Origin of the sequence: Streptomyces sp. AcH 505 (genome assembly GCF_000818175.1) — a bacterium.
Taxonomy (GTDB): domain Bacteria; phylum Actinomycetota; class Actinomycetes; order Streptomycetales; family Streptomycetaceae; genus Streptomyces.
The window spans coordinates 5954036-5967775 of the sequence record NZ_JTIY01000001.1; the positions used below are offsets into that span (position 1 = coordinate 5954036).

Sequence of the window (13740 nt, forward strand, 5' to 3'; positions counted from 1 at the left end):
GCTCGTCCACCAGGCGCTCGAAGGGCAGGTCCTGGTGGTCGTACGCGCCCAGCGCCGTGTCCTTGACGCGGTTGATCAGCTCGGCGAACGTCGGGTCCCCGGACAGGTCGGTCCGCATCACCAGCGTATTGACGAAAAAGCCGATCAGGTCTTCGGTCTCGGCGCGGTTGCGGCCCGCGATGGGAGTGCCCACCGCGATGTCGTCCTGGCGGCCGTAGCGGGCCAGTACGACCTGGAACAGGGACAGCAGCGTCATGAACAGGCTCGCGCCCTGCCGTCCCGCCGTCGAGCGCAGCTGCTCCGCCACCTCGGCCGGCAGTGTGAAGTGCACGGTGTCCCCTGCGGCGCCCTCGCGTTCGGCGGGGCGTCCGTGGTCCGTTGGCAGTTCGAGCACCGGCACACCGGTCAGGCGCTCACGCCAGTACGCCAACTGCTCGTCCAGGAAGTCGCCGGTGAGCTGTTCGCGCTGCCAGACGGCGAAGTCCGCGTACTGCACGGGAAGTTCGGGGAGGGCTCCCGCGCGCTCGGCCAGGGCCGCCGCGTACAGTTCGCGCAGTTCGCGCGCCAGGATGCCGGAGGACCAGCCGTCCGAGACGATGTGGTGCAGCGTGATCAACAGGTACTGGTCGTCCTCCGCGACGCGGACCAGGTCCACGCGGAGCAGCCGTCCGCTGTCCAGCTCGAACGGGCGGCGCGCCTCCGCTGCCATGATCTCCTGTGCGGTCCGCTCCCTGTCCTCGCCGGGGGAGACGGTCCGGACGTCGTGCACCACCGGGGTGACCGACCACGGCGCGTCCACGATCTGGGAGGGCCGCCCGGAGTCGTCGGTGACGAACCGGGTCCGCAGGATCTCGTGCCGGGCCACCAGAGCGGTGAAGGCCGCGCCCATGGCGCCGGCGTTCAGCTCGCCGCGGATGCGCAGGCCGAAGGGCACCAGGTACTCGGCACTCCCTGGCGTCAACTGGTCGAGGAACCAGAGACGTTGCTGGGCGAAGGACAGCGGCAGGGAACCGTCCGTACGGTCGACCGGTACGAGCGGGGCCTCGTCGGCCGCTGCCAGCTCACGCATGGCCACAGCCAGAGTCGCCGGGGTGGGCGAGGTGAAGAGGGTACGGACCGGCACGTCGATGCCCAGCTGCTGCCGCAGCCGGGATGTCACCCGCGTCGCGAGCAGCGAATGCCCGCCGAGCGCGAAGAAGTTGTCGTGGACGCCGATGGTGTCGATGCCGAGGATGTCGGACCAGATGGTGGTGACGACGTGCTCTGCGGTGGTCCGGGGAGCGGTGTAGGTCGCGTCCAGGTCGGGGCGGTGGTGGTCGGGGACAGGGAGGGCTTTGGCGTCGACCTTGCCGTTGGGGGTGAGGGGGAGCTGGTCGAGCGTGACGTACGTGGCCGGAATCATGTAGTCCGGGAGCTGCTGCTGGAGGTGGGCGCGGAGCTCGTTGATCTCTGGCTCGGTGTCCGGTGCGATGGTGATGTAGGCGGTCAGTCGTTTGTCCCCCGGCGTGTCTTCACGTACGACGACGGCCGCAGCGGCGACGTCGGGGTGGGTGATCAGTGAGTTCTCGATTTCGCCGAGTTCGATGCGGTAGCCGCGGAGTTTGATTTGGTTGTCGATGCGGCCGATGAATTCGAGGGTGCCGTCGGGGCGCCAGGTGAGGAGGTCTCCGGTGTGGTAGGTGCGGGGGTCGTTGGTGAGGTTGAGGGGGTTGGGGGTGAAGCGTTGGGTGGTGAGGTCGGGTCGGTTGTGGTAGTTGCGGGCGAGGCAGATGCCCCCGAGGAGTGAGTGTCCGGGGACACCGATGGGTGCGGGCTGGTTGTGATGGTCCAGGAGGTAGGTGGTGGTGTTGGTGATGGGGCGGCCGAGGGTGGTGGTGTGGCCGTTGGGGTCGGGGGTGGTGGTGAGGCTCATGACGTTGGCGACGGAGCCTTCGGTGGCTCCGTATTCGTTGCTGATCGTGGTCTGGGTGGTGCTGGTGTCGAGGAGCTGGGAGACGAGGGTGGGGGTGAGGTTTTCGCCGCCGGCGACGATGGTGGTGATGTGGTGGGTGGCGTTTCGGGTGGTCAGATGTGCGGCGAGGATTTCCAGGTGGGAGGGCGTGGCTTTGAGGAAGCTGATCGGGACGTCGGTGAGGATCAGATCGATGGCCGCGTCGAACGCGCTCTGACCCGGCCCCGTCTGGGGAATGGCGAGTTGGGTGCCCTGGATGAGGGGTAGGAACAGGGCGGTGATGGTGAGGTCGAAGGTGATGGAGGAGTAGAGGATGGTGCCGATTCCGCCGGGTTCGGTGACGGGGTAGTTCTCGTCGCACCAGTGCAGGTAGTTGACGACCCCCCGGTGTTCCAGGGCGACGCCTTTGGGCCTGCCGGTGGAGCCGGAGGTGTAGATGATGTAGGCCAGATCGTCGGGCGAGGCCAGGGGATCCAGATTGCTCGTGGACCCGTCGGGCCACTGCACGTCCACCAGAAGCCGCGCGGTGTCGGCCGGCAGCCGGTCGGTGTGCTCCGTGCTGGTGATGATGAGCGGGGCCTGGGCGTCCTCGACCATGTAGGTGATGCGCTCAGTCGGGTACTCCGGGTCCAGCGGCACGAACGCCGCCCCCGCCTTCATGATGCCGAGGAGAGCCGCGATGAGCTGCGGCGAGCGATCGAGGCAGACGGCGATCAGCGTGTCCGGCGTGATGCCCGTATCGCGTAGGTGGTGGGCGAGCTGGTTGGCGCGAGCATTGAGCTGGGCGTACGTCCACTGCTCGGCCCCATGCGTGAGAGCCACGGCATCCGGATCGGTGTTGACGCGGTCTTCGATGAGCTGGTGGATGGTGGCGGTGTCCGGGTATGGGCCTGTGACTCCGTTCCAGTCGACCAGGATCTGCTGCCGCTCCGCCTCCGTCAGCATGTTCAGCTCGGACAGACGTGCGTCAGGAGTGGCCGCCACGGACGCGGCCAGGGTGGCGAGGTGGCCGGCCATCCGCTCGATCCGCGCCCGGTCGAACAGGTCCGTCCGGTACTCCAGCACAGCGCGTAGACCGTCCGACGACTCGACCGCGGTCAGCGTCAGGTCGAACTTGGCCACGCCCCGCTCGATCTCGACCGGCTCGACGTCCGTGCCCGCCAGCTCCCACCCTCCGCTGTCCGCGCTCCCCGGCGCCTGGAGGACGAACATGGTCTGGAACAGCGGGTTCCTGGACAGATCGCGCTCCGGCGCCAGCTCCTCCACCAGCCGCTCGAACGGCAGGTCCTGGTGGTCGTACGCGCCCAGCGCCGTGTCCTTGACCCGGTTGATCAGCTCGCCGAAAGTGGGGTCGCCGGACAGGTCGGTCCGCATCACCAGGGTGTTGACGAAGAAGCCGACGACATCCTCGATCTCGGCGCGGTTGCGGCCCGCGATCGGGGTGCCCACCGCGATGTCGTCCTGGCGGCAGTAGCGGGCCAGCACGACCTGGAACAGGGACAGCAGCGCCATGAACAGACTGCCCCCCTGCCGCGCCGCCGCCTCCCGCAGCCGCTCCGCCACCTCGCGGGACAGCTCGAAGGTGACCACGTCGCCTGCGCCGCTCGCGTGCGCCGGACGCTGGTGGTCGGTCGGCAGCTCCAACGGGGTGGAGTGGGCGAGGCGTTCGCGCCAGTAGCCGAGCTGTCGCTCCAGCGCCGGCCCCGTGAGCTGGTCGCGCTGCCAGACGGCGAAGTCCGCGTACCGTACTGGCACTTCAGGGAGCGACGCCTCGCGCTCCGCCAGGGCCGCCGCGTACAGCTCACGCAGTTCGCGCGCCAGGATCCCCGACGACCAGCCGTCCGACACGATGTGATGTACCGTCAGCAGAATGAAGTGGTCGTCCTCGGCGAGGCGTACGACATCCGTCCGCAGCGGGCGGCCCGTCGTGAGGTCGAAGGGGCGCTTCGCCTCGGTGCGCAGCACCTCGCGGCCCCGCGCCTCGGCGTCCGCCTCGTCCCGTACGTCGTGCACCGAAACGTGCACCGGCCAGGGCGCGTTGATGTCCTGGCGCGGTGTGCCGTCGTCCCCCGCCGTGAAGGCCGTCCGCAGCACCTCGTGCCGGGCCACCAGGCCGGACAGCGCCGTCTCCAGCGCTGTGACGTCCAGCGGACCGCGCACCCGCAGCGCCGTCGGCACCAAGTAGTCGGCGCTGTCGGGGGTCAGGCGGTCGAGGAACCAGAGCCGCTGCTGTGCGAACGACAGCGGCAGCGGTCGGGTGCCGTTCTTGTCGCCGCGTGTGATCCGGTCCGCGTCCGCGCGCCGTCGCATACGGGACAGCAGCCGCGCCTCGATCGAGTTCTCGCCCATGATGATGTCTGTCCTCTGCTCTCGGGTGGGCAACGGGTCTCTGCGTGTGGGCAGGGCCGCTGAATTCAGGAAGCCTGTTCCTGCGCGTCGAACAATTCGATGAGCTGTTCCTTGACACCGGTGACCGTCGGCGCCTGGAAAAGCCGGCGCAGACCGATACGGACGCCGGTCACCGCCTCGATACGGTTGACGAGTTGAATGGCGAGGAGGGAATGCCCGCCGATGTCGAAGAAACGGTCGTGAATTCCGACCTTTTCGCGGCCGAGCACCCCTGCCATGATCTCGGCGATCTCCGCCTCGATGCCGTCACGGGGCGCCACGAAGCCCGCCGTGATGTCGTCCTCGTCGGGCGCCGGCAGCGCCGCGTGGTCGACCTTGCCGTTCCTGTTGAGCGGGAGTTCCGGGAGTTCCACGAAGACGGACGGCATCATGGCCCGGGGCAGCCGCTCGGCCGCCCATCCCCGCAGCGCGCCGGTCTCCGCCGAACTGCCGGGCGCCGGTACGTGATACGCGACGAGCCGCTTGTCGCCCGGGGCGTCCTCGCGGACGGTGACCGCGCACACCCCGACCGCTTCGTGGGTGAGCAGGACCGCCTCGATCTCGGCGAGTTCGACCCGTACGCCGCGCAGTTTCACCTGACGGTCGATGCGTCCCAGCAGGTCGAGTTCACCGTCGGGGGTGAAGCGGCCGACGTCACCTGTGCGGTACATGCGGCCGCCGGTGAACGGGTCGGGTACGAAGCGCTCGGCGGTGAGTTCGGGCCGCTCGTGATAGCCCCGCCCGACGCTGTCACCACCGAGGTACACCTCGCCCAGCACTCCGGCCGGTACGGGACGGCGGTCCGGGTCGAGGACGTACACGGTCTGGTTCACCATGGGCCGTCCGGCGAGGACCGGACCGTGCGGGTCGGTGCGCGACGCCCGCCAGTACGTGGTGTCGACGGAGACCTCCGTCGCGCCGTACAGGTTGATCAGGTCCCCGGGGAAACTGTCGAGGAAACGGGCCACCAGCGTCGGCTGCAGGGGTTCGCCGCTCGCGAAGGCGTACCGCAGACGCGCGCAGTCCTCGGGCCGTACCTGGGAGACGAACAGGTCCAGCAGGCTCGGGACGAAGTGCAGGCCGACCACCTGGTGGGTGTGCATCAGGCGGGACACCGCGGTCATGTCCAGCCGGTCGGAGCCGGGTACGAGCACGACCTTCGCGCCCTGCCACAGCGGCCAGAAGATCTCGTACGCCGAGACGTCGAAGGACAGCGGCGTCGCCTGGAGGAAGCCCTCGCCCGGGGTGAGCGGGAACGCGTCCTGCATCCCGGCCAGGTAGTTGACCACGCCCCGGTGCTCGATGCGCACGCCCTTCGGACGTCCGGTCGAGCCGCTGGTGTAGATCAGGTAGGACAGGTCGCCGGGTCCCGCGACGGGTTCCGGCGCGGTGACGGGGAGGGCGTCCGGCAGGTCCGCCGCGCGGTCGACGGCCAGCAGGCCAGGGCCTTCGCCCAGCAGGCCGGCGTGCGCGATGTCGGTGACGACCAGGGGCGCACCGGAGTCCTCCACCAGGTACGCCAACCGCTCCGCCGGATGCTCCGGGTCGAGCGGTACGTAGGCCGCACCCGCCTTGAGGATGCCCAGCAGTGTCCACACCAGGGCGGGGGAGCGCTCCAGGCAGACCCCCACCGGGACGTCAGGACCGATCCCCGGCTCGGCGCCCAGCCGGTGGGCCAACTGGTTGGCTCGCTCGTCGAGTTCGCGGTACGTCAGCTCGTCGCTGCCGCACACGACGGCGACGGCGTCCGGGGTGAGCGCCGCACGCGCCTCGAACAGTCCGTGCAGGGTCGCGGTGGCCGGGACGGGCGCCGAGGTGGCGTTCCACTCGGTCACGATCCGGTGGCGCTCGTCCGCGCCCAGCATCTCCAGCTCGGACAGCGCGGTGCGCGGGCGCGCGGTGGCCGCGTCCAGCAGATTGGTGAAGTGGTCCACGAGGCGTCGTGCGGTGGCCTCGGTGAACAGGTCGCCGGCGTAGACGATCGCGCCGTCCAGGGTGCCGTCGGCCGCCTCGGCGAGGTACATCGACAGGTCGAACTTCGCGTCGCGTACCGGGGACTCGACGGGTTCCGCCGTCAGCCCCGGCAGGCTCCACGCGTCGGCGCCGGGCGTGTTCTGGAGCGCGAACAGCGTCTGGAACAGCGGGTTGCGGGACAGATCACGGTCGGGGGCCAGCTCTTCGACCAGGCGCTCGAAAGGCAGGTCCTGGTGGTCGTACGCGCCCAGCGCCGCGTCCTTGACGCGGGCCAGCAGCTCGGTGAACGCCGGATCGCCGGACAGGTCGGTGCGCAGGACGAGCGTGTTGACGAAGAAGCCGATCAGGTCTTCGGTCTCGGCCCGGTTGCGGCCCGCGATGGGGGTGCCCACCGCGACGTCCCGCTGTCCGCTGTAGCGGGCCAGCAGCAGCTGGAACACCGACAACAGCGTCATGAACAGGCTCGCGCCGCCGTCGGCGGAGACCGCCTTGGCCCGTGCGGCGACGTCGGCGGGCACCGAGAACCGGACGACCTCGCCCTTGCCGATGCGCTCCGTCGGCCGGGCGTGGTCCGTCGGCAGCTCCAACGGCTCAAGGCCCGCCAACCGGTCACGCCAGTAGTCGAGTTGACGCTCCAGCGGTGCGCCGGTCAGCCAGCCGCGCTGCCACAGCGCGTAGTCGGCGTACTGCACCGGCGGCGGCGCGGGGACGGGTCCCTTGCCCAGGGCAGCCGCGTACAGCGCGGACAGCTCGCGTACCAGCACGCCCACCGACCAGCCGTCGAAGGCGATGTGGTGCACGGTAACCGCCAGGACCGCTTCCTCGTCGGCGAGTCGTACCAGCACGGCGCGCAGTACCGGGCCGGCGGTGAGGTCCACCGGGCGCAGCGCGTCCTCGGCCAGGACCGCCGTGCAGGCCTCTTCCCTGGCCGCGTTGTCGGCGACGGCCCGCAGATCCCGTACCAGCACCGTCACCGGCCCCGGCGGGGCGATCGACTGGACCGGGGAGCCCGCTTCGTCCGTGCGGAACCGGGTGCGCAGGATCTCGTGGCGCGAAACCAGCTCGGTGAAGGCCGTGTTGAGGGCGTCCCCGTCGATCAGGCCCTGGACGCGGTAGGCGAAGGGCAGCAGGTATTCGGCCCTGCCCGGCTCCAACTGGTCGAGGAACCAGAGCCGTTGCTGGGCGAAGCTCAGCGGGAGCGGATCGCCGTCGCGCGGTACGGCGGTGATGCGGGAGATCCCGACGTCGTCGAGGTCCGCCACGGCGCCGGCGAGCAGCGCCGGGGTCGGCGCGCTGAACAGGGTCCGTACGGGGACGTCGACACCGAGCCGCCGACGCAGCCGCGACACGACCTGCGTCGCCAGCAGCGAGTGGCCGCCCAGCGCGAAGAAGTCGTCGTCCACGCCGACCGTGTCGATGCCGAGCACCTCTGCCCAGACCTGGGCCACCGTCCGCTCCGTCTCGGTGCGCGGGGCGGTGTACGCGGCGCCCAGCTCGGGCCGGTCGGAGGCGGGCGCGGGCAGGGCGCGGCGGTCCGTCTTGCCGTTGGGGGTGAGCGGAATGCGGTCCAGGGGCACGAAGGCGGCGGGCACCATGTAGTCCGGCAGGTCGCGCTGGAGGTGGGTGCGCAGCGCGGCTGTCTCGACGGGCGGGTCAGCGACGACGTACGCCACCAGCCGGGGGTCGCCGGGTACGTCCTCACGCAGCAGGACGGTGGCGAGCGTGACCGACGGGTGGGTGAGCAGCGCCGCCTCGATCTCGCCGAGTTCGATCCGGTAGCCCCGCAGCTTGACCTGGTTGTCACCCCGGCCGACGAACTCCAGCTCCCCGTCCGGGTGCCACTTCGCGAGGTCGCCGGTGCGGTACACGCGCCGTGGCGCCCCGTCCACGGTGACGACGGTGAACTTCTCGTCGGTCAGCTCGGGCCTGCCCAGATATCCACGGGCCAGACCGGGGCAGCTGATCCACATCTCGCCGGGGACGCCCACCGGGACCGGCCGGCCGTGCCGGTCCACCACGAAGACCTTCGCGTTGGCGACCGGGCGGCCGATCGGCACATGGTCGCCGGGTCCGGTGATCCGCGCCGTCGCCGCCTCCTGCGCCGCCTCGGTCGGACCGTAACCGTTGACGAGCGGCACCGAGGTGTGGCGGAACCACTGGCGTACCTGCTCGCGCGGGAGCGCCTCACCGCCGAGCCGTACCAGCCGCAGCTCCGGGCCGACGGCGTCCGGCCCGTCGAGCTGGGCGGCGAGCGCACCGAACGCCGAAGGGGTGAGCCAGGCCACGGTCACCTTGTTGGTGCGCAGCGCCTGCGCCAGCATGCCCGGGTCCCACGCGTCGTCGCGCAGCACCAGGGACGCGCCCGAGACGAGCGGCGCGAACAGCTGACCCACGGAGGAGTCGAAGGAGATCGAAGCGAACTGCAGCACCCGGTCCTCGCAGCTGAGGTCCAGCTGCCGCCGGGTCTCCCGCATCCGCGCGCGCAGGGCGCCGTGGGTGATCTGCACGCCCTTCGGGCGGCCCGTCGAACCGCTCGTGTAGATCACGTACGCCAGGTCGTCCGGCCCCGCCTCGGGCGCCGAACCGTCATCGGTACGGGCGGGCAGTTCTGACGGCCAGTCCTCCAGCAGCAGGAGCGGGGTGGCGGCGGGCAGCCGCTCGGCGTGCGACGACCGGGTGACGATCAGCGGCGCCCCGCTGTCCTCGACCATGTAGGCGAGCCGCTCGGTCGGATACGTCGGGTCCAACGGCACATACGCGGCGCCCGACTTGAGGATGCCGAGCAGGGCGCTCACCATGTCGGTGCCCCGGTCGAGGCAGATGGCGACCAGGGTCCCGGGCCCCGCTCCGCGCTCGCGCAGCAAGGCAGCGATCCAGTCGGCCCGCTCGTCCAGCTCCCGGTAGGTCAGATGATCCGAACCGCAGGTGACGGCGGGGGAGTTCGGGCGCTCGGCGGCCCGGTCCTCGAACAGCTGGTGCACGGTGACGGCGTCGGGGGCGTCGGTGTCCGCCCCGTTCCACGCGGTGAGGATGTCCCGGCGCTCCGCGGCCGTCAGCATCTCCAGTGTGGAGAGCGGGGCGTCGGGGGCGTCGGCGGCCGCACCGAGCAGGGTCTCGAAGTGTCCGGCGAGCCGGACCATCGTGGCTTCGTCGAAGAGGTCGGTGGAGTAGACGATCGTGCCGTCCAGAGCGCCGTCGGCGGCCTCGGTCGCGTAGAAGGTGAAGTCGAACTTGGACTCCTGCGCGGCCACGTCGAGTTGGCGGACGCTGACGCCGGGCAGCTCCCAGGAGCGGCTGTCGGGGGTGTTCTGCAGGACGAACATGGTCTGGAACAGCGGGTTCCTGGACAGGTCCCGCTGCGGCGCCAGCTCCTCCACCAGCCGCTCGAAAGGCAGGTCCTGGTGGTCGTAGGCGCCGAGTGCGGTGTCCTTGACGCGGTCGACGAGGTCGGTGAACGTCGGGTCGCCCGACAGGTCCGTCCGCATCACCAGCGTGTTCACGAAGAAGCCGACCATGTCCTCGATCTCGGACCGGTTGCGGCCCGCGATCGGCGTGCCCACCGCGATGTCCTCCTGGCCGCTGTAGCGCGACAGCACGATCTGGAACACGGCGAGCAGCGTCATGAACAGGCTCGCGCCCGTGTCGTGCGCCAGCCGGCGGGCCCCGTCGGCCGTTTCGGCCGGGACGGTGAAGGTGAGCATCGCTCCGTTGCCGCTGCGCCGCGCAGGGCGCCTGCGGTTGGTGGGCAGCTCCAGCGGCTCGGTGCCCGCCAGCACCCCACGCCAGTAGTCCAGTTGCCCGTCCAGCACGTCACCGGTGAGCCACCCGCGCTGCCAGACGGCGAAGTCGGCGTACTGCAGGGGCGGTTCGGGCAGACCTGCGGCGACTCCCGTGACCCGCGCCGTGTACAGCGTGGTCAGCTCCCGGGACAGGACACCCACCGACCACCCGTCAAAGGCGATGTGATGAATCGTCAGCGACAGCAGGTGGTCCTCGTCGCCCAGCCGGACCAGCAGGGCGCGGACCATCGGCCCGGTGGCGAGATCCACCGGCCGGAAGCCCTCCGTGTCCACGAGCGCGACGGCGGCCTCCTCACGGGCGCCGGCGTCAGCCACTGACCGCAGGTCGTGCACGGCCAGCGGCAGTGGCCGTGGCTCGTCGACGAGCTGACCGGGGGTGCCGTCCCCGTCGGTCACGAAACGGGTCCGCAGCACCTCGTGCCGCGCCACCAGCTCCGACAGCGACGCCTCCAGGGCCGGCACGTCCAGCGGACCGCTGATGCGCAGCCCCATCGGGATGAGGTATTCGGCCCGGCCCGGCTCCAGTTGGTCCAGGAACCACAGACGGCGCTGCGCGAACGACAACGGCAACGGCCGCCCGTCCCGTGCTGCGACGGGGATCGCGGCGGTGTCGTCGGGAGCGGATGCCGAGGCCAGGGCAGCCGCGCCGTCGGCCATGCCCTCGTCGCTCTCGTCCAGGGACGCGAACAGCAGGCGGGCCCGCTCCATGGCCTCGTCGGCGAGGAACGACGCCACGGTCCGTACGGTCAACGGGCCCGGCGGTGAAAGGGCCTGGAATTCCGAGCCGAATTCCGCCGCGACCCGGCGGGCCATTTCCGCCGCCTGCTCGCCGGTGCCGCCCAGCAGGAAGAAATCGGAGTCCGCCGTCGCCACATCGGTGCCGAGAACGGACCGCCATACGTCGGCTATGCGGGCCTCCGCCGGCGAGAACGGCTCAGGTCCCGCTTCCCGGCCGGGTGCCGGCGCCGGGGGCACCATCGGATTCGTAGTCATGCGTCCACCAGTTCCTCGTCGTCGACCCGTAACGGAAGGCCCTCGGATGCTCAGCCGAATTCGACTCTGGCAGAGCGATCTTGACGAGATAACTGGTTACTTCTGCCCGCGGCACATGGGTACTTCTGCCCGTACGCGTGGCGGCCGGGGCGAGGTGCCCCGGCCGCCACGCGCGTCCCGCGCGTGGCCGCGCCGGTTCAGACCCCGGCCGGGACCGAGGGCTTTTCCAGCGGTACGGCCCGCGCTGCCGCGCTCGCGACGGCGTCCGCCGTATCGATGGTGTCCGCGGTATCGAGAGCGTCCGCGGTTTCGACGGTGGCGGGTTCGGGCGCCGGCTGCTTGCGCATCCCGGACCATTCCTTGCTCAGGCCCGGCACAACAATGGCGATCAGGTACAGCCCGCCCACGATCCACAGCGCCGTCGAGGTGCCGGTCAGCGTCACCAGACCTGCCCCCAGCAGCCCGCCGAACGGGATACCCGCCCACGTGACCGCCTGGGCGAGTGTCTTGACCCGGCCCAGCAGGGGGGTCGGGATCAGCTCGTACGTCACGGCGCCCACGATCGGGTTCACGAAGCCGGAGCCCAGGCCGCCCACGGCGAGCACCGTCAGCACCAGCCACAGCGGTGCTCCCGTCGCCATCGCGGCGAACCGGGGCAGGCCGCCCAGGGAGAAGCCGATCAGATAGACGGTGCGCCGGGGCAGTCGCTCGGCCACCCCCGCCGCCACCAGCGCGGCGATGATCGACGTCGCGGCGAAGACACTGACCACCAGGCCGATGGCCTCCGCGCCGTTCCCCGACTCCTTCGCCCATACCGGCAGCAGCACCGACATGAACGCCTGGTCCAGGAGATTGGTCACCGCCAGCATGCACACGATGGACCGCAGCAGCTTCGCGTCCCGCAGGAAGGCCGCACCCTGGCGCAGTTGGGAGAAGTAACCGCCGCTCTCCTCGATCGGCGTCTCGTGCGGCTCGGGCACCGGGTCGCTGAGGGTGGTCGACACGATCAGCGCCGACACCGCGAACAGCGCGGCGGTGATCCACAGCGCGTACAGGCTGCCGAAGGCGGTGACGACCACGCCGGCGATGGCCGGCCCGACGGTGGTGGCTGTCCGTTCGACGGCCGCCGAGAGTCCGGTGCCCCGCTCGATGGGTACACGGGCGGCGCGGGTGGCCCCGGGCACGAAGAGCCCCTTCGCGCCGTTGGCAGGACCGTCGGCGGCGCCGACGATCGCGAGCAGCCCCAGCAGCAGGCCGAACGGCAGGCTGCCGGTCATGTAGAGCAGCGGAGCGGTGGCCATCGCGACGGTGGACAGGAGGTCGCCCGCCACACTGATCCGCTTGGGGCCGATACGATCGATGATCGGGCCGGCCAGCGCCTGCGAGATCACGTACGGCACGATCTGGCAGAAGGCCACCAGACCCGTCTTGCCGACGCTGCCCGTGGTCGTCAGCACGAACCAGGGCAGCGCGATCGACAACACGCGGTTGGCCGACAGGGCCGCCGCGTTGGCCGACAGCATGCCGATCAGGCCGCGCAGGACCCGGGGGCCCAGGTCCGGCGCGGTCGCGGGTGCGCCGTTGTCCGCCGCCGTCTCGGCGGCTGTGTGCTGAGTGGCCATCGTTCTACTCCATGTCGGTGGTCTGGGTGACGTGCCGGTCCTCGCTGGTCGGGAACAACTGGAACTGGAAGGAGACCCGTGCCGCGTCCTGCGGCCGCTCGCCCGCGCCCGCCGCGTCGGCGGCGGCGGACGTACGCCTGCGGAGCAGGGCGTGGATCTCCGCCGTCAACTCCTTGGCGTCGGCTGCGGAGAGGGTGAGCGCGTAGTCGCCGAAGTCCTGTGCGTCACGCCACTCGGGCGTGAGTGAAGGGGTGGCCTCGATCGCCGCGGTCATGGCGTCGGACCAGACCCGGCCGAGGGCCTGGAGGTACGCGATGCCGAGCCCTTCGCTGCCGTCCAGCACCTCGTCGTCGGGCACGACGGTGTTGGCGTGCGCCGCCTGCCACCACCGCTCCCGCCGGCCGCCCCGCGAGGGCGCCTCCGTGATGAAGCCGTACTCCGCGAGCTGGCGCAGGTGGTAGCTGGTCGCCCCGGTGTTCTGGTCCAGCCGGTGCGCCAGCGTGGTCGCCGTCGCCGGGCCCTCCGTCCGCAGACTGGTGAGGATCTGGACCCGCAGGGGATGCGCGATGCCGCGCAAGTTGCGGGCGGTCAGATGTACTTGGGAGGGCTGCTGCGGTAGTTCCACGACACTCAAGCTAGACCACAAAGAAGTCTGTGCATAGAAGGCAGTGCACAGAAGTCTGTGCAATATTTCGGCCCGGGTGCGGAGTTGGTGCTCGGCCGACCGTGCTGGACGCGCCAACTCGCCTATGTGGACGCGGAGTTGTGGTGGAGCGTGGGTGGAGATCGTGAGAGTTCGCGCGAGATTCCCGGGATTCGACCCCGGAGGCGGAAAACTCGGAGGGCTCACGCGGCGCCTCCGGACAGGCCGGGCACGCGCCGACCCACGCGAGGGGAGACCGATCAACGATGTTCACTCCGGTACGGAGCAGAGTACGGACGGCCGCGCTGGCGCTGTCGGCCGTCGCGGCCCTCGCTTTCGGCGCGACCGCCACCACCGGTGCGGCGGCGG

The 13740-nt window shown here is 70.7% G+C and carries 4 protein-coding genes and 1 pseudogene; 1 reads left to right on the forward strand and 4 read right to left on the reverse strand.

What is annotated here, in order from left to right; translation table 11 throughout:
* From HY68_RS26600 to HY68_RS26615, 4 genes are all read right to left on the reverse strand, one after another.
* Window positions 1-4300 (reverse strand): non-ribosomal peptide synthetase (locus tag HY68_RS26600; protein ID WP_041993302.1); only part of this gene is annotated, 4300 nt, incomplete at its 3' end.
* A 65-nt stretch (window positions 4301-4365) separates the two neighbouring features.
* The gene (locus HY68_RS26605) at window positions 4366-11106 is read right to left on the reverse strand and encodes a non-ribosomal peptide synthetase (RefSeq protein ID WP_241778689.1); all 6741 of its coding nucleotides are present in this window, start codon (window positions 11104-11106) and stop codon (window positions 4366-4368) included.
* 197 nt (window positions 11107-11303) lie between these two features.
* Window positions 11304-12728, reverse strand: a complete 1425-nt coding sequence (locus HY68_RS26610) for an MFS transporter (RefSeq protein WP_052457187.1) — start codon at window positions 12726-12728, stop codon at window positions 11304-11306.
* A 4-nt stretch (window positions 12729-12732) separates the two neighbouring features.
* A complete protein-coding gene (locus tag HY68_RS26615) occupies window positions 12733-13353 on the reverse strand; it encodes a winged helix-turn-helix domain-containing protein (RefSeq protein WP_041993305.1) in 621 nt (206 codons plus the stop codon).
* A 284-nt stretch (window positions 13354-13637) separates the two neighbouring features.
* On the opposite strand from HY68_RS26615, the pseudogene HY68_RS45495 reads away from it, so the two are divergent.
* Window positions 13638-13740 (forward strand): annotated as a pseudogene (locus HY68_RS45495) (chitinase); the annotation flags it as partial.